At 33.1% G+C, this 24,433-nt stretch carries 20 protein-coding genes and 1 other RNA gene; 8 read left to right on the top strand and 13 right to left on the bottom strand.

The features are described from left to right. Positions 1 to 281 precede the first annotated feature (281 nt). From ACFO5O_RS04290 to typA, 3 genes are all read right to left on the bottom strand, one after another. Positions 282 to 1,610, bottom strand: coding sequence for an O-antigen translocase (locus ACFO5O_RS04290; protein ID WP_387961277.1), 1,329 nt, complete (start codon positions 1,608 to 1,610; stop codon positions 282 to 284). Positions 1,611 to 1,692: 82 nt separating this feature from the next. Beyond that, positions 1,693 to 2,997, bottom strand: coding sequence for an O-antigen translocase (locus ACFO5O_RS04285; protein WP_387961276.1), 1,305 nt, complete (start codon positions 2,995 to 2,997; stop codon positions 1,693 to 1,695). Between the two features lie 192 nt (positions 2,998 to 3,189). After that, positions 3,190 to 4,989 (bottom strand): translational GTPase TypA, encoded by a 1,800-nt coding sequence (typA, locus tag ACFO5O_RS04280; protein ID WP_387961274.1) that lies wholly within the window; start codon positions 4,987 to 4,989, stop codon positions 3,190 to 3,192. Between the two features lie 195 nt (positions 4,990 to 5,184). Here typA and ACFO5O_RS04275 point away from each other — a divergent pair, with 195 nt between their 5' ends. After that, the gene (locus tag ACFO5O_RS04275) at positions 5,185 to 5,544 is read left to right on the top strand and encodes a hypothetical protein (RefSeq protein WP_387961272.1); all 360 of its coding nucleotides are present in this window, start codon (positions 5,185 to 5,187) and stop codon (positions 5,542 to 5,544) included. 117 nt (positions 5,545 to 5,661) lie between these two features. Continuing rightward, positions 5,662 to 6,483, top strand: coding sequence for a 3-deoxy-8-phosphooctulonate synthase (gene kdsA, locus ACFO5O_RS04270; protein ID WP_387961270.1), 822 nt, complete (start codon positions 5,662 to 5,664; stop codon positions 6,481 to 6,483). Here kdsA and ACFO5O_RS04265 read toward each other — a convergent pair. Next, positions 6,480 to 6,857, bottom strand: coding sequence for a DUF1801 domain-containing protein (locus ACFO5O_RS04265; protein WP_387961268.1), 378 nt, complete (start codon positions 6,855 to 6,857; stop codon positions 6,480 to 6,482). The two genes, kdsA and ACFO5O_RS04265, sit on opposite strands and share 4 nt — an antisense overlap. A gap of 229 nt (positions 6,858 to 7,086) precedes the next feature. On the opposite strand from ACFO5O_RS04265, the gene ACFO5O_RS04260 reads away from it, so the two are divergent. After that, the gene (locus ACFO5O_RS04260) at positions 7,087 to 9,060 is read left to right on the top strand and encodes an adenylate/guanylate cyclase domain-containing protein (protein WP_387961267.1); all 1,974 of its coding nucleotides are present in this window, start codon (positions 7,087 to 7,089) and stop codon (positions 9,058 to 9,060) included. Between the two features lie 17 nt (positions 9,061 to 9,077). After that, positions 9,078 to 10,643, top strand: a complete 1,566-nt coding sequence (locus ACFO5O_RS04255; RefSeq protein WP_387961265.1) for an SRPBCC family protein — start codon at positions 9,078 to 9,080, stop codon at positions 10,641 to 10,643. A gap of 5 nt (positions 10,644 to 10,648) precedes the next feature. On the opposite strand, the gene ACFO5O_RS04250 is transcribed toward ACFO5O_RS04255, so the two are convergent. From ACFO5O_RS04250 to ACFO5O_RS04240, 3 genes are read right to left on the bottom strand one after another with little or no spacing between them, the layout of a single operon-like run. Further along, positions 10,649 to 12,070, bottom strand: a complete 1,422-nt coding sequence (locus ACFO5O_RS04250) for a Dyp-type peroxidase (RefSeq protein WP_387961263.1) — start codon at positions 12,068 to 12,070, stop codon at positions 10,649 to 10,651. 5 nt (positions 12,071 to 12,075) lie between these two features. Next, on the bottom strand, positions 12,076 to 13,386 hold the full coding sequence (locus ACFO5O_RS04245) for a hypothetical protein (RefSeq protein ID WP_387961261.1): 1,311 nt from the start codon (positions 13,384 to 13,386) through the stop codon (positions 12,076 to 12,078). Position 13,387: 1 nt separating this feature from the next. Further along, entirely contained in the window at positions 13,388 to 14,386 is a 999-nt protein-coding gene (locus ACFO5O_RS04240) for a patatin-like phospholipase family protein (protein WP_387961259.1), read from the bottom strand. 143 nt (positions 14,387 to 14,529) lie between these two features. Between ACFO5O_RS04240 and ACFO5O_RS04235 the strand changes: the two genes are divergently transcribed. The 3 genes from ACFO5O_RS04235 (at position 14,530) to ACFO5O_RS04225 (ending at position 15,937) form a co-directional block, all read left to right on the top strand. After that, positions 14,530 to 15,141: a hypothetical protein gene (locus ACFO5O_RS04235; RefSeq protein WP_387961258.1), complete on the top strand. Its 612-nt coding sequence runs from the start codon at positions 14,530 to 14,532 to the stop codon at positions 15,139 to 15,141. Positions 15,142 to 15,186: 45 nt separating this feature from the next. Beyond that, entirely contained in the window at positions 15,187 to 15,480 is a 294-nt protein-coding gene (locus ACFO5O_RS04230) for a winged helix-turn-helix domain-containing protein (protein WP_387961257.1), read from the top strand. Positions 15,481 to 15,550: 70 nt separating this feature from the next. Then, positions 15,551 to 15,937: a ribosomal maturation YjgA family protein gene (locus ACFO5O_RS04225; protein WP_387961255.1), complete on the top strand. Its 387-nt coding sequence runs from the start codon at positions 15,551 to 15,553 to the stop codon at positions 15,935 to 15,937. A gap of 2 nt (positions 15,938 to 15,939) precedes the next feature. Here ACFO5O_RS04225 and ACFO5O_RS04220 read toward each other — a convergent pair whose 3' ends face one another. Then, positions 15,940 to 17,145: an NAD(P)-dependent oxidoreductase gene (locus tag ACFO5O_RS04220; protein WP_387961348.1), complete on the bottom strand. Its 1,206-nt coding sequence runs from the start codon at positions 17,143 to 17,145 to the stop codon at positions 15,940 to 15,942. A gap of 135 nt (positions 17,146 to 17,280) precedes the next feature. Here ACFO5O_RS04220 and ssrA point away from each other — a divergent pair. Then, positions 17,281 to 17,676, top strand: a transfer-messenger RNA (tmRNA) gene (gene ssrA, locus ACFO5O_RS04215). 107 nt (positions 17,677 to 17,783) lie between these two features. Here ssrA and ACFO5O_RS04210 read toward each other — a convergent pair. The 5 genes from ACFO5O_RS04210 to ACFO5O_RS04190 all read right to left on the bottom strand — a co-directional run bounded on the left by ACFO5O_RS04210 (position 17,784) and on the right by ACFO5O_RS04190 (position 24,346). Beyond that, complete coding sequence (locus tag ACFO5O_RS04210) at positions 17,784 to 18,554, bottom strand: hypothetical protein (protein ID WP_387961253.1); 771 nt, start codon at positions 18,552 to 18,554, stop codon at positions 17,784 to 17,786. Between the two features lie 235 nt (positions 18,555 to 18,789). Beyond that, the gene (locus tag ACFO5O_RS04205; protein ID WP_387961252.1) at positions 18,790 to 20,442 is read right to left on the bottom strand and encodes a solute:sodium symporter family transporter; all 1,653 of its coding nucleotides are present in this window, start codon (positions 20,440 to 20,442) and stop codon (positions 18,790 to 18,792) included. A gap of 252 nt (positions 20,443 to 20,694) precedes the next feature. Then, positions 20,695 to 20,997: a hypothetical protein gene (locus ACFO5O_RS04200; protein ID WP_387961250.1), complete on the bottom strand. Its 303-nt coding sequence runs from the start codon at positions 20,995 to 20,997 to the stop codon at positions 20,695 to 20,697. Positions 20,998 to 21,168: 171 nt separating this feature from the next. After that, positions 21,169 to 23,154: a protein-disulfide reductase DsbD family protein gene (locus ACFO5O_RS04195; protein ID WP_387961248.1), complete on the bottom strand. Its 1,986-nt coding sequence runs from the start codon at positions 23,152 to 23,154 to the stop codon at positions 21,169 to 21,171. 136 nt (positions 23,155 to 23,290) lie between these two features. Then, positions 23,291 to 24,346 (bottom strand): endonuclease/exonuclease/phosphatase family protein, encoded by a 1,056-nt coding sequence (locus ACFO5O_RS04190; RefSeq protein WP_387961247.1) that lies wholly within the window; start codon positions 24,344 to 24,346, stop codon positions 23,291 to 23,293. Between the last annotated feature and the right edge of the window lie 87 nt (positions 24,347 to 24,433).

Below are 24,433 nucleotides of genomic sequence, written 5' to 3'. Positions count from 1 at the left end.
TTATTCTAGTTTGAAAAAGTAAATAAAGACCGGTTTCAATTAACATGAATACATAGTAAAAAACCAAAATAATATTAGCTACTTTCCTTCCAATTTTAAAAACAGAAAGTTGATTGATAACTAAGAAAACAATTATCAGAAATATTATGTTTTCAAATAGGTTTGGGAAAGTGGTATATTCAATTTCCCCTACAGTAGTCTCTAATATAAATGCTAAAAGCAATGGGTAAACCAGTAAAATAAAACTTGGTTTGAAATGAAGGTTTAAATAACTTTTAATTTTAGGCATTATTTTTCCTTTTGTAATAATGAAAAACAAATGTACTTACAATAAACAAATAAATTAAATAACTTAAGGCGTGGGCTTTAACGACTCCAACTAGACCATAAATGTCTATAAAAATATAACTCAATCCAAAATATGATATACTTGTTATCCCGTTACAAATTAAGTAAGCCTTTACCATAAGTTTTGCATGAAATTGTTTGACCAACGCAATTGCCAAAACACTAATAAAGTCTCCAATTAATTGCCAAAAAAACAATGTTGACGTCGGCAAAAATTCTTCACTTAAAAAGACCCTTAATAAAAAAAAGCGTAATAGATAAATTAAAGTGAAACATATTAAAAGCGCTGGAATTATAAAAGTATAGAACCCTTTTAATTCCTTTTTAAATACTTTCCATTCATTGATTTTTGAAAGTCGCGGTAGTAAATAAAAAGAAGTTAGGCTTATAAAAAATATTAAATAAAAAGCAGACAATCTATTCATTGCCTCCCAATAACCAGCTTCAACAGTGCCTAATTTTTCTATGATAAGATTTCGAATCAATAAAAATGTAATGGATACTATTGTCGTAGCATAAATAGACATTAAAAGGTAAACATTCATTTTTTTTACAACATCAAATGAAAATAACCTCAATCTAAATGCATTATAAAGTAGCACTCTATCCTCCCCTAATGCAAATAAATTTATCACAAAGACCGCTACAGGACCCATAATAACAGCAATTAAGCCTCCGGCCAATCCATACTTAATAATAAATAGTACAGAAATAATTGTATTACCTATACTCAATACTGAATTAACTACTACTAGCTTTTTGTAACGCTCAAGGCCATTGAGTATATAAATAATAATTAAATTGAAGGATAAAAAAGGCAATCCAATGCCTAACACTTTAATTACATAATCGTAATCTTCTGTTTTAAATAAAATACCACTCCACGTTTTAGAGAATAGTAACAATATAAATCCTATTAAAAACGCAAATCCTAGACTTAATATAAATATCGTGGCAATGATTTTATTTTTTTGTTTTTCATTTTCACTATGTTCAGAAATATATCTTATTGTCCCATTTTGATACCCTTCTGCAGTAAAGCTGGAGACTATTTGAGTGAAATTCTTAAGATTGCCAAGTAGAGCAAATCCCGATGGGCCTAAAAAATATGCAAAAGCTTTAAATGTAATCATTCCTGAAATAGCTTTTACACCAACAATTATTGCGTTATAAAATGAAGATTTTATAAGTAGCCTGTGTTCAAAAAGAGCTAGTTTAAATTGTTTATTTTTTATAAATCTATTTGCAAATTTTTTAAGCACAGAAAACTAATTAGATTTGACTAATTTAAACCAACTATAAAATACTTCAAATAAAATCATATAAGAACAAAATTATTACTATTTACGTTTTATCATCTTGAGGAATAACACTAAAAATAGAACTATTAAATATCAACAAGACGATTCCAAAATACATCAAATAGCTAACAAAATGAGCTATTACAGCACCTTTAACACCAACGCCATCTATTAGATAGATACTTGAAAAATAAAGCACAACTACCAAAAATAGCTCTATTATAATAAAATGTACAAACATCTTTTTTGCAATAAATTGATAGGCAATAACTATAGATATCACTTTTACAAAATCTCCTAGCAATTGCCATCCAAATAATTGCTCTACCGGTTGAAAAGCTTCAGAAAACACTACTTTAACAATAAATGGTCGTAACAAATAAATTAATAATAGACTTAAAGCAAATACTGGTATGATAGCTTTATAAACGTTCAATATCTCTGATTTAAACTCTTTTTTACTTTCAATATTGCTGAATTTAGGTAAAATATATAAGGTCATCAATGAACTAACAAACATGAGATAATAATCTGATATTCTATTCATTGCTTCCCAATAACCAGCATCCTTTATTCCCGAATGGTCAATTATATAATTTCTAATCACAATTGAAATCAATGGTAAGGCAACTACTGTGACCAAAGCTACTGCAGTGAAAGGTCCTAACTTCTTTAAAATTTCACCATCAACATTAGAAATTTTAACATACGAAACGAAATTTTTTCTGTTAACTATCCCAACTAAAGTTATTAGAAAAATTAAGGAAGGGGCTATCACAGCAGCCACTAATGCGCCATCAATTTTATTTTGATAAATAAGCACTAAGGTAATGAGAAGTCCAAGGATTTGACCGATGATACTTATGATCAATAATATTTTATACTTTGAAAAACCGTTCATTATTGAAAAACTGAACATGTTTAACGAATAAAACGGAAGTGCCAATGCAAGGACTCTAATTACATAAGCATAATTATAATTTTCCGAAAACAAAAAGTCATTAACGGCTTGAGCATTATAATAACACAAAAAGGACACTAATAGTGTCGAAAAAAATCCTAAATAATAGGCGGTAGACAGGGTTTTACTTAACTCAACCGCATTTTCCTTAAACTCAGCTATGTATTTAACCAAACCGTTATAAAAGCCTAAAATGGCAATAGAATGAATGGCAGTCAAGAAATTTTTTAAATTACCTATTAGAGCCATTCCCTCAACGCCAATAAAAATAGCAATGGCTTTTGATGTCAAAATACCAGCAACTATTTTTGTGAGAATTGTAGCCGTATTAAGATGAACGACCTTAAACAATACGTTTGTATTTATATATTTCAGAAGTCTTTTCAACTTAGATAAATTGATATCATTTTGGATTGATTGCGCTTTGGTGCAGTAAAACTAAAGCTATTATTTTTTTTTACCTAAATTTTTTCCACAAGCCCATGTAATGATTTACTTATATATAAAAATTCTCAATTTCGCTATAGAAAACAAAAAAGCCAGCATATTATACTGGCCTTTTTTATAACAATAGGTTAATTATATCGCTTTGGAACGCTTACGTTCAACTTCCGTCAACAATATTTTACGTAAACGAATATGGTTAGGTGTAACCTCTACATACTCATCTTTTTGGATATATTCCAAGGCTTCTTCTAAACTAAATTTAATAGCTGGAATGATTCTGGCTTTATCATCTGCACCAGAAGAACGAACATTACTCAACTTCTTAGTTTTAGTAACATTTACAACCATATCATCACCTCTAGAATTTTCTCCAATCACTTGCCCTTCATAGATATCTTCGCCCGGATCGACAAAAAATTTACCTCTATCTTGTAGTTTATCAATAGAATAAGGAATAGCTTGACCTTTTTCCATAGACACTAAACTTCCGTTTTGACGTTCAGGAATACCGCCTTTTAGAGGTTGATATTCCTTAAATCGATGCGCCATAATAGCTTCACCAGCTGTAGCGGTTAGTAATTGATTACGCAAGCCTATAATTCCTCTTGAAGGCACTAAAAACTTACAAATCATACGCTCACCTTTAGCCTCCATACTTAACATTTCACCTTTTCGAATCGTAACCATTTCAATAGCCTTACCCGAAACTTCTTCTGGTAAATCAATAGTCATTTCTTCAACTGGCTCACATTTCACCCCATCAATTTCTCTAATAATAACTTGTGGTTGCCCTATTTGAAGTTCGTAACCTTCACGTCTCATGGTCTCAATTAAAACCGATAAATGCAATACACCACGGCCAAACACCATAAATTTATCAGCACTGTCTGTTTCTTCAACTCTTAAGGCTAAATTCTTCTCAAGCTCTTTTATTAAACGATCTTTAATATGTCTTGAAGTCACATATTTTCCGTCCTTACCAAAAAATGGTGAATCATTAATGGTAAATAACATACTCATTGTGGGTTCATCAATAGCTATAGTTTTTAAGCCTTCGGGCGTTTCCCAATCTGCTACAGTATCTCCAATCTCAAACCCTTCAAGTCCAACTATGGCGCAAATATCTCCAGCTTGAACCTCTTCCACTTTTTTACGTCCTAAACCTTCAAATATATGTAGTTCTTTAATTTTTGATTTTACAACATTGCCTTTGCGTTTTACTAAAGAAATGTTCTGTCCAACTTTTAATTCACCACGAGTTAAACGGCCAATGGCGATTCGACCAGTAAATGATGAATAGTCCAAAGACGTAATCAACATTTGTGTGGTCCCTTCAGCAATTTTAGGTGATGGGATATGTTCTACAACCATGTCTAATAATGGTTCAATGTTTTGAGTTCTATTTTTCCAATCGTCACTCATCCAATTTTGTTTAGCCGAACCATAAACCGTTGGGAAATCCAACTGCCATTCTTCAGCTCCCAATTCAAACATTAAATCAAAAACGGCTTCGTGTACTTCATCTGGCGTACAATTTTCCTTATCAACTTTATTAATAACCACACACGGTTTAAGCCCTAAATCAATGGCCTTTTGTAAAACAAATCGGGTTTGTGGCATTGGCCCCTCAAAAGCATCTACCAATAGTAAAACGCCATCAGCCATATTCAAAACACGCTCCACTTCACCTCCAAAATCGGCGTGACCAGGAGTATCGATAATATTAATTTTAGTGTCCTTATAAACTACTGAAACGTTTTTTGAGGTAATGGTTATACCCCGTTCACGTTCCAAATCATTATTATCAAGGATTAAATCTCCAGTGTTTTCATTTTCACGAAACAGCTGACAGTGATACATAATTTTATCAACCAGAGTTGTTTTTCCGTGGTCAACGTGAGCGATGATCGCAATATTTTTAATTTGAGCCATAATAGTGCCTTATTTTAAGCGCGCAAAGGTACGTTATATTTTAATATGCACGTATTATATTTTGACAATTAGTTAATTAAATGTTATAATCCATATCACCGAAAACTTTACAGACGTTTCAAACGTTTAATAGATACATACATTTTGAAGATTAGCTCATAAAATACTAATTATCAAATATTTAATTATAATCATATGAAACCTCTTAATAATTATACAAAGTTTATACCTTATCTCTATTACATTGCCATCATAGCCTATTGGTTTACCGATGTCAATAGAAATGAAGGCATAACGGCCTATCCTATTTTACTTTTTGGAATTCCATTTTTATGGCAGATTATAAAACCCAATCCTAAACTCAATTTTGCTTTAGGAATAACATTTGTTTGTTTGTCATCCTATTTAATATTGGCCTACTTATCAGATGTTTTAAATCTGGTTACTCTATCAGAATCAGCCAAACGTTTCTTGATTTACGGTGGAGTATTTGTAGTTGCCAATTTTATTATGGCCTTATGGATTATTAGAAACAGTTTAAAAAGGGCTTTTTAAATACCTTAAGTTATATCTAAAAATTCAAATTAGGATTTTGAAGTAATATGAATAAAAGTTGATTTTTCACACTTATATTTTATGTAACTTTGCAACTTAAAATTGAAACTTAAGTTCATGACACTTCAGGATGTTCCTAAATTAAAGCATACCAATTCAAATAACTTCTTTTTATTATGTGGTCCTTGTGCCATTGAAGGAGAAGACATGGCCTTGCGAATTGCTGAAAAGGTAGTAACTATTACCAACAATTTAAATATTCCATATGTGTTTAAAGGAAGTTTTAAAAAAGCCAATCGCAGCAGAATTGACAGTTTCACCGGTATCGGAGATGAAAAAGCGCTGAAGATTTTACAAAAAGTATCGAAAACGTTCGACATCCCTACCGTAACAGACATTCATGAAATCTCTGACGCAAAAATGGCTGCAGAATATGTAGATGTATTACAAATTCCAGCTTTTTTAGTTCGTCAAACTGATTTGGTAGTGGCCGCTGCTGAAACTGGGAAAGTTGTGAATTTAAAGAAGGGACAATTTATGAGCCCAGAATCCATGAAGCATGCGGTACAAAAAGTTAAGGATACAGGCAACGATAAAGTATGGATTACAGATAGAGGTACCATGTTTGGCTATCAAGATATGATTGTTGACTTTCGAGGGATTCCAACGATGCGTCACTATGCTCCTACCGTTTTAGATGTAACACACTCTTTACAGCAACCTAATCAAAGTGCTGGTGTAACCGGTGGTCGTCCTGATATGATTGAAACTATTGCCAGAGCTGGCGTAGTTAATAAAGTAGATGGTTTATTTATTGAAACCCATTTCGATCCAGCAAATGCAAAAAGTGATGGCGCTAATATGTTGCATCTTGATAACCTCGAAAAATTATTGACCAATTTAGTTGCTATTCGGAAAACAATTAATGCTCTTGACTAAATAAACCAAGCCCTTTTACTTTTTTCAATAGCTAAAGCTGCAGTTTTTAATAGTTTAACAAATTCTGGTTCATTAAATTCTTCCAGAGATTTCACCTGAATTGACCTTACTTGCTTTCTATTATTATAATCCTTAAGTATAGGAAAATCATGCTCAAGTAAAATGCCTTGAACAAAAGCGATATCTACATAATATGTCCCTTTTAAAACATTCAGATATAATAAGGGCTTTTTACCAATATTATAAAACGGAATATTATAGCTGTAACGTTCAATAACGTTAGGAAGCGTTTTAAGAATTACACTTCGAACGTAAAGCATTATTGATTGATATGGTTCTTTTTGATTTAAGAAATAGGCTTCAACTGGCTTCATAAATTAAAGATAAAATTCAAATTTACTGAAAACACTAAAATGGCAATTAATACTTCTACAAATTATTAATACCCTCCTATTTCCTAGGCACAAACTTAATACTGTCAAGCAAGTACGTAAGTTTTTTACTATATTTACCTAAACAAGTGATAATTACCGTTCTCATTTCTGTTTTTGAAATCCCAATATCTATTCATTGATTGTGTTTATGTTGATTTAATATTATAAAATGAGTCACAATCGTAATAAAAAAAGGCAACTGGCGTGTATCATGTTTACTGATATCGTTGGATACACTGCTTTAATGAGTAAAGATGAAGGTTTAGCTCTTAAAACTTTAGATGAAAATAGATTTATTCATAAGTCTGTTATTAATAAATATGGTGGAACCTGGATAAAAGAAATTGGAGATGGCGTATTGGCGATGTTTACTACGGCTACAGATGCTGTTTATGCGGCTTGTGAAATTCATACTGCTTCAAGAAAAAATGAACATCTAAATATTAGGATTGGACTACATTTAAGTGAGGTTATTTATGATAATGGTGACATTTTTGGAGATGGCGTTAATATTGCCGCTAGAATAGAACCAACAGCACCTTCAGGAAGCACTCATATATCCCATGAAGTCCATAGTAATTTGTATAATAAACAAGGAATAAACACAAAATTTAAAGGCGAATTCAGTTTAAAAAATGTAAAAGATGGTATTAAGATTTATGAAGTCATTATTTCAGAAGAATTTGAAAAACAGTTGTCTTCAAAAATTAGTGATTTTAATTCGCGAAATATAGAAGCAGATAAAAAAAGCATTGCAGTAATGCCCTTCCTAAATATGACCAACGACCCAGAGCAAGACTATTTTTGTGATGGCATTGCTGATGATATCCTTATTACCCTTTCTAATATTAAAGAATTAAAAATTGTAGGACGCAGCTCATCATTTCAATTTAAAAACAGTAAACTTTCAGAAAAAGAAATAGGCGCTATTCTAAATGTAAATCATATTCTTGAAGGTAGTGTAAGACGCAGTGGCAATAGGCTCCGCATTAATGCTTTATTATATAATGTATTAGAAGAAAGTCAAGTTTGGGCCGAACGCTATGACAGAGAACTTGTTGATATTTTTGAAATACAAGACGATATTGCCTCTAAAATAACTAAACAACTAAAAGTTAGCCTTTTTGATAATGTTAAGCGAGTCAGTCCAATAAACATGGAAGCTTACGAAATGTTGCTAAAAGGACGGTACTATGAAGAAATGTTCATTCAAGGATTTGACAAAGCTTTATCATGTTACATGCGAGCAATAGAAATTGATCCTAATTATGCAGAGGCGCATTCAGCTTTGGCCAATCTCCATTTCCTTTATACTATGCATCTTATACATCCACCAAGAGACGGATTTAGAAAAGTAAAATATTATGCTGAAAAAGCACTCTCCTTAAATAATGAAATTGCCGAAGCTCATTTTGTTCTTGGTCAAACCCATTTCTGGTTTGATTGGGATTTTGAAAAAGCTAAAATACAATACGAAAAAGCGGCTAATGCTACTGTCCCATTTTACTTTACAGGGGTAACTATTGATCCATGGTACAATGCATTTGTTCAAGGTGACTTTGAAACAGCTATAAATGCAACCTTAAAAATAATAGAAACAGATCCGTTATCCTTTTTCAATCAATATTTATTGAGCTGCTATTATACTTGGGGTAAACAACCTAAAAAAGCTAGAGATGTTTTAACCAATATGCTAATGACCGTCCCAAATTACTCTGAAGCACAGCGTTTACTAGCCTACAACAGCTTTTTAGAAGGTGATAGTGAGAGAGCTGTAATAGAAGCTAGAAAAGCTGTTGAAATGGCTCAAGGGCTTGGATGGACTCAAATTACATTAAGCATTGTACTTGCACAGAACGGTCAGGCAAATGAAGCACATGAGATTCTAGAAAATCTTCAAGCTTCTAATGAAACTGTACACATCTCCCCATTAGGAATAGGATTGATTTATGCTTATTTGAATGATTTTGACAATGCATTTAAATATCTAGAAAAAGCGATTGCATATAAAGATATTTGGTTAGTATCGTTAAAATATGGCCCTGAATACGAACCTCTGCGATATGATTCTAGATTTGATGCATTACTTAAAAAAATTGGTTATCCTGAAGTAGACTCTACCGTTGAATTTAATTTAAATTAACCCTAAATAGGCAAAATATGGCAAATCAACCAACCAACACCTTACAACTCGGTCATGAATACGTTGCTTCAGATGAAGATGTGATTATTCAAGAAATGGTAAACGAGATGCAAGTTCAAATGGAGCGCATGTATGCCGATAAAAAAATGTTGAGGCAAATCCACACCAAAATGCATGGTTGTGTTAAAGCCAAATTTATAATTGAACCTAATTTAAGTGATGATCTAAAAGTAGGCGTGTTTAAAGCTGCTAAAAATTACCATTGTTGGGTTAGATTTTCAAATTCTCAAACTAACCCTCAACCCGATAAGAAAAAAGATATTAGAGGTATTGCTATAAAATTAATGAACGTCTCTGGCGAAAAAATTCTGAATGATAAAAAAAATGAGCAAACACACGATTTTCTTTTAATGAGCAGTGAAACGTTTTTCTCTAAAAACATCAAAGAATTTAGACAAACCTTAAAATCCTCTACGGCGAAAAATAAAGCACAACTATTGTTCTATTTTTTAAATCCTAAACATTGGGGAGTTTTTAAACGTTTATTAGGCTCGCTAGTTAAATGTGATAACCCTCTTAATATACCTTATTGGAGTACACAGCCATACCGATTTGGGAAACCAGATAAAGCAGTAAAATATTTTCTTAAACCATCTGCCGATAACACTATTATTAATGAAAGCCTCACAGATCCTTATTATTTACGATTTAATTTAGGTCAAACTTTGCATAATCATGCCGCGAAATTTGATTTTTTTGTCCAATTTCAAACGGACGCCTCACTTATGCCCATTGAAGACCCAACAGTTCCATGGGATTCTGAATTTATAAAACTTGCAACACTAGAAATACCAGCTCAAGAATTCGACAGTAATGCTCAAATGGCATTTGGTGAGAATTTATCATTTAATAGTTGGCATGCCTTACCAGAACACAGGCCTTTAGGCAGTTTTAACCGTGCTAGAAAACGAGTTTACGAAGCCATGTCAAAATTTAGACACGAGGTTAATGGTATTCCAGATGTAGAGCCAAAGGATCACTCAGACTTTTTAACAGGCACACATATTCCAGAATTACGAACGATCACCCATTCTGTTCCAACCAAACATGTGAACTGCATAAAATCCCAAGTATTGGTTAATTGCAGTAAAAAAATAGCTTTTGAATTTATTTCAAGTAACGAAGAATTACCCAATTGGTTAAAAAAAGTAGGAATGATACATTCAGCCTTAAATGCCGAAGTAATTGAAGGTCCTTATAACAAAGTTGGTGCAAAACGAAGAGTGTTTTTTGATGGCGGACATTCGGTGTTAGAAGAGCTAATGAGTTACAACCCTTACGCCAATTATTCGTATAAAATTTCAGAATTTACAAATGTCCTGAAAAAATTCTCAACACATGCCTACGGCGAGTTATGGTTTGACACAGTAGACGACAAAACTCGAATTACTTGGGACTATACATTTACACATAAAAACATGTTTTATGGTTGGGTGTTAAAAATACTCCTTCCTATTGTTTTCAAAAAATTTATGCAATCTAGTTTAGAAAATGCCAAAAATTATATTGAAAATGGTGATTAAACCATTTAGATACTGCACAAATACCTAATAGTTGTAATCGAAGGAAAAAAGAAATATGCACCTCCTCTAATGGTCACAAAACGTTTAAGGTTTTTAACTGTTTTATTATAGGGTTCTCCTTGAATGGTGAACTGCTGCTCCTGCCCTTCTTCAGGATTCTCAACTACTCCAATGATTGGGTCTGGGTCACTGTATAACTGTTTTATTTTTGGATAGTTAGACCATGTATATTGCAAAAACTCGAATTGTCTACTAATATCAGCACTAAAACAATTAAAGTATAAACCCACTTCGCCTTTTGGTTTTTTATTATTAGGAGAGCCAATAATTGGATCCCCATATAATCTTGCTCGCCGGATTAGTCGATGACGATTACTCAACAATAATGATTCTTTTGGTGAGTCTCTTTCAAAGCTGTCTCTAGGATTCATACGTCTTAAATGCGAACCGAAAGGACATTTAGCCCCTTTTGGGTCATCTTTGGCATATAAAAAATCATTTTCATCGCTGGCCCCACCAGGGTCTTTGTCTGGAAATTTACTTAAAGGTGCACCACTGGGCCATCGACCCACCATTTTAGAGGCAAGTTTCACACTTTCATGTTCATTTATACTTCCATCTTTATTAGCTGTGCAGCCATTCATAAAGTCCCAAAACCCTTCAACATCTTGTTGCATTTGTCTAACTATCAAGTAACTTCCATTCTTACCTAAATCCTTTTTTCCTGGTCTAGCAGGATTGGGTGGTAATAAATTTAAATCCCCTTGGTTTTCGAATATAGTTGGTGAATCTGGGTAGACATTATAATTGTTTTTATAGCCTAAAATAAATTCGCCAGGATTCACACAATTATATTCTGGTCCTGTACGGCCACTCCCTTTAATAATTGGTTGGGCAATTCCATCCCTAAACCCAAAATGTTCTTTATTATCTTTTAAAGTTAAGCCATCTAAATTTCTAGAGACTTCTAATCCATGAGACTCAAAATCTGTTTTTAATGATTCATAAAAATCTAAACATGTTTGCTCATCTTTTCCAAAGGTCAACAGTAGTATTTGAACCTGTTCGTGTTGAGAAGCTCCCCATAACCACCGTTGTGGATCACTGCTATCGATATCACCCAATAGTCGCTGCCTGTGAGGTGTTACCATACCTTCTTTAAATGGTGGTGAAAATGAACTTATATTTGATTCTGACATACCTAAAGCTTTCAAACCATCCCGGGCAAAGGCAATATTCAAACAGGTATCAGGCAATTCATCTTTATTGACGATACTCGCATTGGTTAATTTAGTACTTATGGAATTAATCCAACGTTTAGCAGCTTTTGGGTTTGTAACTTTTAAAAGTGAAAACCTTGAGAATTGCATATTTCCATAAGCCCTTACGATGTAACCTTGTACGTCTTCTAATTCTATTGTATGCATTTGTTTTAGATTAATTGAAAGAAATGTTTTGCTTGTTTTTCATTAAGGTTTTGCGATAACATCACCCTAATTCTTGAATTGTTATTGACGTTTTTTATAGAATATGTTGGGTAAGCTGAATACCATATTTGGGTTGGTAATTCAGAATCTCGACTCCAGGCCAAAAAATGCTCTTCGTCATAGGCTCCTCCTGTCAATAAAAACTTCGTTTTAGGAAATACTTTAGTGTTTGAAAAAATACCCGTTAAACCCCATCCGCTCTGGTCAATAAAGTCGCCTAAATATTGTTGCCAGCTCCCATCAAAGTTAGAGAAGAAAAGTACCCTTTTGTTATTATCAAATAAAACCCAACGCGCAAAATGAATAGTTGGAATGCCCATGAGCTCTCCACTTACCATCTTTATAGGTATGAGCGTTCTGGCAAATAACATCATGGCCTTAAAGGTTATTAATCTCACCTTACCAGGCTTCATCTCGACTAATTGCGTAAACTGGTTTTGATAATTAATGACTTTGGTTTTCTCTCCGGTTCCAGACTCTTCACCATCTGTAAGATCTTCATATTCTTCAAGAATCTTTATTTTTTCAGGATCGAGGTCACTTCTGGTTTTGGTATAATATTCATCTTTTCGTTCATACCCAAACTCAACAATAAGTATCCAATTAATGATAACTGGAAGTAGAAGGACTAAAACCAAAACGAGTAAGGCCATTTTAAACCAATTAGTTTTAGGTAATTTAAAACGCTCATTAACCCATGAAAAATCAGGATTATTTTGCACATCACTTTTTAACTTTTTATGGAGTTCTAAAGCTGAAAAATCATCCCAATTCCTTGAATCTAACAATTTTCTTAAATGCATTCTCAATGCTTGTTCTTGCTTAATTTGCTTGAGACTTCGTCCGGGGCTTCCTCTATAAAATGCTGAAACTTTAATACTATGCGATTTTAGATACGCTTTTCGCGATTCTAAAGTTCGTTGTTCAGGGTTAGGATAATTAATACAACAAGAATATATTCTATCAATAAGGTCATGTTCCTGATCATTACATAGGTCTGTAAGATGATCTTCTAATGTACCATCAAAATTTGATGAAAACACCAGCTTCGGTTCTTCTGTTGTTCCTTTAAAAAATATAGAATTTTTATCATCTATAACGATCCATCTTAAGTAATGAATGGTTTCAGATTTTTCAAACAAACTGTGCTTACCTTTCTCAAGGGCATACTTCATCCCTGATAAATAACCATATAAATCATTTAATTTTTCGGGAATTATTGGAGTTACAAGGGTTAATGGATTTTGTTGGCTCATATTAAGTTGAGACTTTTTGATTGGTTGTTTTAAGCGATTCTAAATATTCAAAATACCTAACGGTTCCTTTGCGTCCTGATTCAACCAAAGCTTCTTTATCTTTATCAGACAAATTAAAATTGGTTGCAGAAATTCCTAAATCGTCAATAAAAATGGTTCTACTTACTAAATGACTTTCTTCAAATAATTCAATATCCTGTGAATTCATTAAAGTATCAAATAGATGTTTAATATATGAAGTTATCCACATGCTGTACCTAAACTTATGGAGATAGTGCTTTTTCTTATCACCCGATTTTCTGTTACGACTTGCTTCTTCTTCTAAAGGGTTTTCATCATACGATTCATAAATTCGTTTAGGCTCTAAAAACAAGCCTAAAGACTCTTTGTTAACCGTTAATTGATTTTTATGAAAACGAGGTTTATCAAAAAACGATAATGGATAATTAAAAATCACGCCTCCATCAACGTAAATATGATCGTTAGGAATTTTATTTGAAAACTGCCATCCTTTAAAGAAGAATGGAATAGACATTGAAGCTCTTACAGCTTCAGCAACAATGCATTTAGGCGTGTTAAATTCTGAAAATTCGGTGATATTATGTAAGTTGAGATTGGATGCAAATACAATGAGATCCTTGCCACCTGCATTCTTGAAATCACTAAAAGTTGCATTTTGTTCTAAATTTAATGGAGATGCTGCATAGCATTCATAAATAAATTTTAAAATTTCATCTCCAGTATAAAGTCCGTATTTTGTAAATATCCTGATAGGATTCCAACCACTTTTAAAAGCTTTGAAGTCGAGTTTTTTCATTAACTCCTCGATTTTTTCTGGAGATAGCTCTAAAGCAATCATTAATGCTACAATTGCTCCTGCCGATGTTCCAGAAACTTTTTCGATTCCTTTAAAAAGACCTTTGCTATCAAGCTCTTTGAGCGCACCAACATACGCAATCCCTTTAACGCCGCCTCCCTTTAACGCTAAATTTTTTATCATGTGTGAAGAATTTAAGGTAATTTACGACAAAATATTTTATGTCCCACATTTTCAAAGCATTATATAAATCAAAATCAATCTATTTCAATTTATTTGTTTTAAAGACAAAATTAGATTTACTTTGTTTTTCAAAGTGCTTTAATATGGAATCAAAAGATTATTTGAAAGATATCAACGAGATTAAAGAGTTAATGAACAAATCATCTCGCTTTATTTCTTTAAGTGGCCTATCTGGAATTTTGCCCGGTGTATATGCCATGATTGGTGCAGCTATTGCTTATTGGCTGGTGACCAACTCGGGGCAAGACTATTTAAATTTTGATGGAACAATTTTTAGGCTTGTTATGTTAGACCTGTTTCTTATTGCAACATTTAGCATTGCTACAGCTATTTATTTAGCCACACATAAAGCAAAGAAAAATGGAGTAAAAATATGGGATCAGACCTCTAAACGTCTAGTAATTAACTTTTTGATTCCGCTTGTAACCGGTGGTATATATATTCTAGCCCTATTAAGACAGGAAAACTACGGGCAAACTGCGGCATTGATGCTCATTTTTTATGGCCTTGCTTTAGTTAATGCCTCTAAATATAGCATTGGTGACATTAAACATTTGGGTTTAATAGAAATTATTTTAGGCTTAATCTGTGCACTATTTCCTAGTTATGGTTTTTGGTTCTGGATACTTGGTTTTGGAGTAATGCATATTATTTATGGTACCATCATGCATTACAAATATGATTACAAAAAATAAAGTTAGATCTAAAAACAACATTAAGCCATTTAATTTAAAGTCAATTTGAGTTTAATCAACAACATAAATAAAGTTTTCGACCATAGAATTAGGTTGGGTATCATGTCCATTTTAATGGTTAATGACTACGCCGATTTTAATACCCTTAAAGAGTTATTGGACGTAACCGACGGAAATTTGGCAAGTCATGTCAAAGCACTTGAAAATGCAGATTATATGAGTGTAGAAAAACGGTTTATAGGCCGTAAGCCTAATACCAGATACGCTGCCACAACTTTAGGCAGAGCCGAATTTAAAAAGCATATTGACGCGCTTGAAAAATTAATTAACACGCAATAATCTCAATTGTTTCCCAATCATCTCAAATTGATTTAAACATGGAAGTATTCAATACGCTAGTGATAATCAAATGAATTTAAAATTCAACAAGGTTTATTTTATAGTATTCCTAATGCTCCTTGCAATTGAGGTAATCATTGCCGCTTTCTTAAAGGATGGTTTCATTCGCCACACTCTTGGAGATTATCTGGTTGTGATTTTAATGTATTGCTTTTTCAAAAGTTTTATACCAGCAAAACCATTTTATATAGCAACTACGGTTTTGGTGATTGCGTTTGTTATAGAATTTCTTCAGCTTTACGAATTACTTAGTGTATTAGAACTTCAAGATAATCGCATCGCAAAGTTAGTTCTTGGAAGTACGTTTCATTATGGTGATTTGATGGCTTACACTCTAGGCATCATGAGTGTGCTCCTTATAGAGTATTATATTCAATTAAAAGTTAAAAAGATTTAGCTTTATTCTAAACCATCCACATAGTCTTGTAAATAGGCAAATCTAGGTGTCAATTTACCATTTTCTGTGATTTTAGCTCGATCTAATATACCATCGGCATCGTTGTTGAAAAACGCAGGGATAACATGTTCTAAAAACAATTCACCAAAACCTTCACTGGCATCTTTTGGTAGTTCGCAAGGCAGATTGTCAACCGCCATGACCGTTATAGCTTTATCATCTTTAAAATCAATTTCAGATTCAGTTTCGGGATCATAACCATAAATTGGATCTGCAATTGTAGAAGCCCTTAAAGTTGTTGCAACAGGTCCATCCACATCACAACTTACATCAGCAACTACTTTTATATTAAAATTTGGAGATTTAACATCCTCTCGGGTATATAAAAAAGGTGCTCCATTACCATAAAAATGACCTGCGATGAAATAATCAGTCACTTTGGCAAAACGCATAAAATTTGAATCATATACTTCGGGATAATTAAAAAAATCTTGATTGTCAAGTATTCTTCCATCCTTTCTTTTATTATAATTCAACACATCTATTTTACAATAGATCGGTTCATTAAAGGATTCATTTAAATAAGTATCAACATCGACCTGTTTGATATCCATTGCATCCAAGATTTCTTGAGCGCCACCTGCAACCTTACCACTGCCAGTTAATAGAATTTTAATATTTGGTAATTCTATTTTATTCAATTGGGCTATTAATGCGATTTGATCTTCTAAAGTGTTCGCTTTAGGCAAATTCCAACGATCAAATTTTAGACCCCAAGCTCTAAAGCCATTGTAGGCTCCAACTACACCTGCGTAACGGCCAAAACCAATCAATCTAACTCCATTTGCTTTTACAATTGTTTCATGGTCATAGAGCGTTATATTCTTGTCTAAAATAGCCTTTAAAAGCTTTTGGTTATAAGGCTGTTTTTTTATGGTATGGGAAAAGAAAAAATAAGATTTATTAGCTATTAAAGCTTCAATAGGCACTTCTTTAACACCAATCATTACATCGCAATCTGAAATAGTGTCAGTCACTTCAAAGCCTTCAGCACTATATTCTTTGTCTTTAAAAACACGAATATCTGAAGATTCAATTTTAAATTGTGCAGCTGGAAAACGCTTTTTAGCTTTTACTAATTCTGTAGGTGAAAAAACGACGCGTCTATCCGGTGGATTTTTTCGCTCTTTAATGATTGCAAATTTAATACTCATTATAAAAAATACTATGTGATAAAATTGGTAAAACCTTAATCAAAAAACGGAATAATTTTTGCACGAAAATACTAGGATTTGCAAGGTTAACCAAACTTTTTGATAACTTTGCATCCTTATTACTATTTAGGGGTCGACTGGTTTTGACAGCGAGATTAATTAAATGGTAAGCACGTCGTGTAATGACTTTGAAACACGTAAAAGGCTAGGTCAAATTTTAAACGGCGAGAATAACTACGCTTTAGCTGCTTAATTCTGAATAAAGTAAGAATTAGCCTTTGTCACGCCAGGCGTGAAAGCTAAATGTCTCTTGAAAGCCTTGGTTAACGGCGGTCTGATTAGAGGCATCGTAAAAGTAAACCTAGAATAGTTAGCGCTTTGATGACTATTTGAAACTAAAAAAGATAAGTTGTAAGTAGAGTGTTTTTAATCAGCTTACAATCGAAAACCATGAAAAAACTAAACGTGTAGAAGGCTATTTGGTTACTTGTTTGGACGAGAGTTCGATTCTCTCCGACTCCACTAAACTTTAAACTTTTTAGAAATAAAAACCTCTCCATTAGGAGAGGTTTTTTTGTTACATCTATTACAAAAGTTTGCTATCAACCAATTTCTTGATACGAATTCAGCTACTAGTGACCGCTCATGTGTTTATTATAAACCCAGATTTCATCCCAGCTGTTCTCAAACGTTGCATTAAACAAATCTTGTTGATTTTGCCAAGAATTCTCACCATTAACTTTTTTAAAGGTTTCAACCCAATTCACATCCCTATCAAAATCTGCCCAATTGGGGCTAAAACTAAACGTAGCAATATGACGACCTAAATCTCCTTGTCTAAATTCATTATAATAAACACCCCAAGGATTCACGCCTTCAAGAGCTTTAACGGTTTTACTTATTCTTTCAAAAAAGGTATTCACACCTGGGGTTGGTCCATCTTTGATTTCAAAATATCTCACGAACATTATTGGGTATTTAGAATTATCGTCATCAAGCATATCGGTATTATTTAGCTTGTCATTGGAACGCCAATATTCAATGGTTTGAATTTTTTTAATGTAAGGCATAACATTATCCCTCCAGTCGGCGTCATGACTACCTTCTGCTGGACGGGTGTCATTATGCTTGTACATCATAGGGCCCATTTCCCAAATAATATTACCAGCGTTAGGTCCAGAGGTAATATTGTAAACAGTAGCCTTGTGCGGTCCACTTTTATGGTAAGTGGCATTATGCTTTCTCATATTTTCTTGTAAAACTTTGAGTTTAGTATTATCAGGAGTTAGCATAATATCTTCCCATATTTTGTAGGTTTCAGAACTATCTTGGGCATTAATGGTTTCTATAGCTCCAAAAAGCATAGCCACCATTATTAAAAAAGAAATTGATTTTTTTTTCATAATATTAATTTGTTGGTTAGAATCATAATACAGCTTTTGCAAAATGATAATTTTGTAATAAAATGCACTATAGTAATCGTATTATTGACGAATTGAAAAAATTCAGCAGATAATATAAAGATCTGTTTTGGAGTGTTTTAAAGATACAAAATAAATTGAATTACTGGGCTAATAATAGATTACAAAAAAAGCCTTTTCAAATGAAAAGGCTTTTTAAATGTGATTATTGGACGTTTTATTTCATAAAATAAATATAGATAGTTATTACAACTAAAGTAATTAGAGCTCCAACGAGTTTAACATGTTTCCATGGAGTAATATCTACTTGTTTGGTATATTCTTGTGTATAGGCTTCTTTTCTTGGGAAGAAATAGCCTATTATCAGCATAATAATAATGTTAGAAACAAAAAGAATAGCCATAACATGTAAAAAATGAGGATAAGCATCGGCTGCAATCAATTTTAATTCACTTGGATCAGTTATACCTGCAGCTTTTGCAGTATTTAGAGCGTCTTCTATTCTATTTGGACCAATAATAAATTGACTAATAATATACATCAATGAACCCGAAATAATTCCAATTTTTGCGGCAATAGCTGGAACTCTTTTAGTCACATAACCAACCACAATAATGGTAAGAATAGGGATACTATAAATTCCGTTAATCTCTTGTAAATAGTTAAACAAGCTTCCTGCATTGGCAATTAAAGGCGCAATAAACATTGCCGACAAAGCCAAACAAATACCAAATATCTTACCATATTTAACTACAGTTCGCTCTGGTGCTTCTTTATTAATATGCTGTTTATAAATATCGATACCAAATAGAGTAACCGAACTATTCAACACACTATTAAACGAACTTAAAATAGCCCCAAATAATACTGCTGCGAAAAAGCCAACAAGGTATTTAGGTAGCACCGCACGAACCAGTTCTGGGTATGCCAAATCGCTTGAGGCCAATTCGCCATTAAAGTAATGATAGGCTATCATTCCAGGCAAAACCAAAATTAATGGCCCTAAAATTTTAATAAATGAAGCTAGAACCAAACCTTTTTGACCTTCAGCCAAACTTTTTGCACCTAATGCTCTTTGAATAATCTGTTGATTAGTTCCCCAATAGAATAATTGCACTAGCATCATCCCAGTAAAAATGGTTGAAAACGGAACTTCTTGACCAGGATTACCTGTTGAATCAAAACGCTCTGGATTTGCAGACATTAAGGTATCCAATCCTCCAAAAACGGATCCATCACCAATAGCCATTAACCCAAAAACAGGAATAAGAATTCCTCCAATTAATAAACCAATAGCATTAATCGAATCTGAAACGGCTACAGCTTTAAGCCCTCCAAATACCGCATATATAGATCCAATAATACCTATACCCCAAATACAAATTATCAAAGCAGTTGTATCCGAAACATTCAGCAAGGTTGGCACGTCAAACATACCACTAATAGCTACAGAACCCGAATATAAGATAACTGGAAGCAAGACCACAACATAACCCGTTAAAAACAAGCCAGACGTAATAGTTTTTGTGGCTACATCAAACCTACTTGCTAAAAATTGAGGTATAGTGGTCAATCCACTTTTAAGGTATCTGGGCAGTAAAAAAACAGCAGTAACAACCATAGCTATAGCCGCCAATGTTTCCCAGGCCATAACCGAAAGCCCATCGGTATAAGCACTACCGTTTAATCCTACAATTTGTTCTGTTGATAGATTAGTAAGTAATAAGGACCCTGCTATAACACCTGCCGTTAAACTTCTTCCTCCTAAAAAATATCCATCGGAAGAGGTTTCATCAGTGGTTCGGGTTGCGTAGTACGAAATAACGGCCACCAATGCAGTAAAGCCAATAAAAGAAATGATTCCAATCATAGTAAATTAGTTAGTTATTGAATTAAATTTTCAAAATGTGTTGGAAGATACTAAAAAAATGGCGTCTGTACATTTACCATAAACTTTATGGCTTATTATTTTTAATTCATCAATAAATCGGTTTACTATTTGAGAAATTCGTAATTAAGTATAGAGTTTTCCAATCTTAAAATCTAAAAATTTATTATAATTACCAACAAAAAAAGCCTACCCAATACTGGGAAGGCTTTCATATAATTTTTTTAGTACATATTATGCCGTCTCTACGTTCTGCACATTATTATTGTACTTTTCAGATATTTTGTTTCGAAACTCTGAAAGTTGTTGCAATTCTTTTTGAATTTCCTGACTTCTGGTTTCAATCTTCTTGAATTTTTGCTGAATTTCTTGTTCTACAACAGCTTTATGCTCCTGGTACTTCGCTTCTGCTTGTTGACGCATCTTTAATTGACGTTCTTTCCTTATTCTTTCAAAAAACTCAAAAGAATAAGCGTACACATACATGCCTACAAATAATAGGACAATTGCTGATAAAATGATTACACCGTTATTCATAACTTAAACTATTAAACAATTATTAATCAATTTAAGATTTGGGGTTTTAAACTAATTATGCTACAATAATACTAATATAAGTAATTCATTAACAAAATACTAGACAAACTGTTAAAATTTAAGTTTAAGATGAGGATGCTTCAATAATTTATGGGCTTTTTAAAGAATATTTTATTCAACTTTAAAATTCTCCAGTCCGGCTTTCAGCCAAGTGAAATATTCATCAGAATTAGGCGTATAGGCTATCGTATGATTTAATAATTCGAAGTCATGATTTAATAACACATAAAAAGGTTGCGAATTATTTTGAAAATTAATGGTTTGCAACGTCGCCCATTTATCACCAATCGTTTTGATTTTCTTTACACCACCAGAAGGCTTCAGGTATTGAAACTGCTCTTCAGCAGGAAGTTCTCTTCTATCGTCAACATACAGCGAAATAATTATATAATCCTGACTTAAAATGTCATATACGTTTGATTTACTCCATACCTGTTCTTCCATTTTTCTGCAATTCACACAAGCCCAACCAGTAAAATCCAACATAATTGGTTTATTTTCCTGTTTAGCAGCAGCTATGCCTTCCTCTAAATCTTTGTAACAATTAAGACCTAATGGACATTCAGAAGATTTATCATAATAACTATAAAACAAAGGTGGAGGGAAACCACTCAACAGCTTTAAATTAGCATTGGCGGTATTGGTTAATCCAGGAATTAAATAAACCACGAAGGCAAGGGTTAAAATTCCCAGCGTTACTCTCCCTTTGCTTAATTTTTGCAAAGGTCCATCATGTGGAAATTTAATCTTACCAAATAAATACAGCACCATTGCAATGCCTATTAAAATCCATAACCCTATAAACAATTCACGCTTTAAAAAGCCCCAATGTTCCACTAAATCGGCGTTCGATAAAAACTTAAGTGCAAGTGCCAACTCAATAAAACCAAGTACCACTTTAACTGTATTTAACCATCCACCTGACTTTGGCAAGGAGTTAAGCCATTTTGGAAACATAGCGAACAAAGTAAACGGCAAGGCAAGAGCCAGACCGAATCCACTCATTCCTAAAGTCAACTGGGTCGCACCACCATCTGCGGTTAACGAACTTCCTAATAAGGTTCCTAATATTGGACCTGTACATGAAAAAGAAACAATGGCCAAGGTTAATGCCATAAAAAATACGCCTATCCATCCTCCTATTCGGTTAGCTTTACTATCTAATGCATTACTCCACGATGCTGGTAAAGTCAATTCAAAATAGCCGAAAAATGAAAACGCAAAAACTAAAAAGATAATAAAGAATATCACGTTTAAAGTGACATTGGTCGAGACATTATTTAATATTTCTGGATCTAATGAATCCAGAACATGAAAAGGTAAACTCAATAATACATAAATTATAAAAATGAAAAAACCATAAAGAATTGAGTTAGCCATTCCTTTTTGGGAGTTTGCTGAACTTTTGGTGAAAAATGAAACCGTTAGTGGTATCATTGGAAACACACATGGCGTAAGTAAGGCTATAAGTCCACCTAAAAAGCCTAATAAAAATATAGTAAAGCTGCTTTTCTCTTCAACTTTTTCGGTTTCAAAGTTATCCCAGCCTGTAATATTGAGGTCAAAGGCTTGAGACAATTCTTCTTGGTTTTTACTTTCCCCAGTAGATACTATATCTTGAATTGTAGTTCCTTGGTTTTTAAGGTCAAAAATTAAAGTTTTTTCTTCAGGGGGTAAACACTTTTCGTCATCACAAACCGAATAAAACACATATCCTGTGATATAGGCAATGTCTGCATTTACTTTAACTCGCTGCTTGAACACCACTTCATCATCAAAACTCTTTAAGTCTGTTTGAAAAATCTCATCAAAATGTGGCTCAACATATGGTTCTTCGGTCGTGCCAAGAAGTTCGAAATGGAGATCATCATTTTGATAGGAAAACTCCGTGGGAATGGGTCCCAAAACATCGTCTGCTAACAATTCTTGTGACGGCAAATGCCACCCTTGGTCTATGACTGCTTTGGTAACTAAAACATATTCGGAATCGGATATCTTTTCTACAGAAGTTGACCATTCAATTGGGTCAAATATTTGAGCATTTATTGAAGTAAAGGATGTAAAAAGTACAAATAGAATTAGGAAATATTTCTTCATTAAGCATTTAGTTTAGATCAACTATAAGGGTCATCTTTCGATTAAAATCAGTCTATAAAAGACAAATTTAACAGAACAAGTTGTATTAAACCTATAAAGATTTCATAAAATTAGGAGAATATAGGTCTTATTAACCTTAATTCTCTACCTCTTTAATGACAAACACATAAACTGGAAAGTGATCACTAAAGCCATTTGTAAAGCCTCCATCTGCAAAACTTCGTAGCGGGTATCCTTTGTAACGGCCCTTTTTGTTGGTAAGGAAATTTTTGTTATAAATACTTGCCTTGTAAAATTTATAAGAAGAATAATCTTTATCTAGAAGTGGTTTTGTCATTAAAATTTGGTCAAACAAACTCCAAGCATCTCGGTAGGCAGTAGTCCCTAATCCATTTTTATACATGGTTTCATAAGGATTATAAATCCCTTTAAAGCCTACTTTATCTCTATCATCTTCAGCTTTTAAAATGTCTTTTATGCTGTTGTTTGTTGGGTCATCATTTAAATCGCCCATTGTAAATATTTTAGCGTAAGGATCAACAGCCTGTAAAGAATCGATAATTAGTTTGTTTAGTTTTGCTGCAGCCTCGCGCTTTGGGCGACTTCTTGCCTCTCCTCCACTTCGAGACGGCCAGTGATTTACAATAATGTGAATAAGGTCACCATCTAGTTTTCCAGACACCAATAATTGGTCCCTTGTATAAAAACGATTTTTAGTTATATCATCATAAATTTTCAATTCGTGTTTACTGGAGCTTATGGGCTGAAATAAAGCCTTTTGGTACAATAAGCCTACATCAATCCCTCTTGCATCTGGTGAATCATAATGTATAATTCCATAATCTTTATTTAATAGCTGCGGATCATTAACCAAATCTACTAAAACCTCTCTATTCTCAACTTCACAAACACCCAAAATTGCAGGTGAATTTCTTGCTTCATCTACACCTAAATCGGCAATAACTTTAGCCATATTACTTACCTTCTTTTTATAAATGTGTTGTCGATCTACTTTCAATTCCATTATTGGGCTAGCTTCATCAAACTTTACAGGATCATTGATGGTGTCAAACAAATTTTCGAGGTTGTAAAATGCTATCGTATGAATTTTAAACTTCTTTTTGTCCTGCCCAGCTATCATAGACACCCATAATATCAGCAGACAAGTCAACACTAAACTTTTGTATTTCATTTGTTCAATCAATAGTTATATTGAAAGTAAATAATTATTAAATAAAATTATAACATGTCATAAAAAAAATTAAATTTGGCAGTCTAC

The organism is Geojedonia litorea (genome assembly GCF_042654525.1).
Taxonomy (GTDB): Bacteria; Bacteroidota; Bacteroidia; order Flavobacteriales; family Flavobacteriaceae; genus Geojedonia; species Geojedonia litorea.
Note: the sequence above shows the minus strand (reverse complement) of the source record. Positions and strands in the feature narration are given on the sequence as shown.

Bases quoted from the DNA above. Each gene is read 5' to 3' on its own strand.
- ACFO5O_RS04210 (WP_387961253.1), bottom strand. From the start codon at position 18,554: ATGAAAAAAAAATCAATTTCTTTTTTAATAATGGTGGCTATGCTTTTT.
- ACFO5O_RS04205 (WP_387961252.1), bottom strand. From the start codon at position 20,442: ATGATTGGAATCATTTCTTTTATTGGCTTTACTGCATTGGTGGCCGTT.
- ACFO5O_RS04255 (WP_387961265.1), top strand. From the start codon at position 9,078: ATGGCAAATCAACCAACCAACACCTTACAACTCGGTCATGAATACGTT.
- ACFO5O_RS04245 (WP_387961261.1), bottom strand. From the start codon at position 13,386: ATGAGCCAACAAAATCCATTAACCCTTGTAACTCCAATAATTCCCGAA.
- typA (WP_387961274.1), bottom strand. From the start codon at position 4,989: ATGGCTCAAATTAAAAATATTGCGATCATCGCTCACGTTGACCACGGA.
- ACFO5O_RS04235 (WP_387961258.1), top strand. From the start codon at position 14,530: ATGGAATCAAAAGATTATTTGAAAGATATCAACGAGATTAAAGAGTTA.
- ACFO5O_RS04195 (WP_387961248.1), bottom strand. From the start codon at position 23,154: ATGAAGAAATATTTCCTAATTCTATTTGTACTTTTTACATCCTTTACT.
- ACFO5O_RS04260 (WP_387961267.1), top strand. From the start codon at position 7,087: ATGAGTCACAATCGTAATAAAAAAAGGCAACTGGCGTGTATCATGTTT.
- ACFO5O_RS04250 (WP_387961263.1), bottom strand. From the start codon at position 12,070: ATGCATACAATAGAATTAGAAGACGTACAAGGTTACATCGTAAGGGCT.
- ACFO5O_RS04240 (WP_387961259.1), bottom strand. From the start codon at position 14,386: ATGATAAAAAATTTAGCGTTAAAGGGAGGCGGCGTTAAAGGGATTGCG.
- ACFO5O_RS04225 (WP_387961255.1), top strand. From the start codon at position 15,551: ATGAATTTAAAATTCAACAAGGTTTATTTTATAGTATTCCTAATGCTC.
- ACFO5O_RS04265 (WP_387961268.1), bottom strand. From the start codon at position 6,857: ATGAAGCCAGTTGAAGCCTATTTCTTAAATCAAAAAGAACCATATCAA.
- kdsA (WP_387961270.1), top strand. From the start codon at position 5,662: ATGACACTTCAGGATGTTCCTAAATTAAAGCATACCAATTCAAATAAC.
- ACFO5O_RS04190 (WP_387961247.1), bottom strand. From the start codon at position 24,346: ATGAAATACAAAAGTTTAGTGTTGACTTGTCTGCTGATATTATGGGTG.
- ACFO5O_RS04200 (WP_387961250.1), bottom strand. From the start codon at position 20,997: ATGAATAACGGTGTAATCATTTTATCAGCAATTGTCCTATTATTTGTA.
- ACFO5O_RS04275 (WP_387961272.1), top strand. From the start codon at position 5,185: ATGAAACCTCTTAATAATTATACAAAGTTTATACCTTATCTCTATTAC.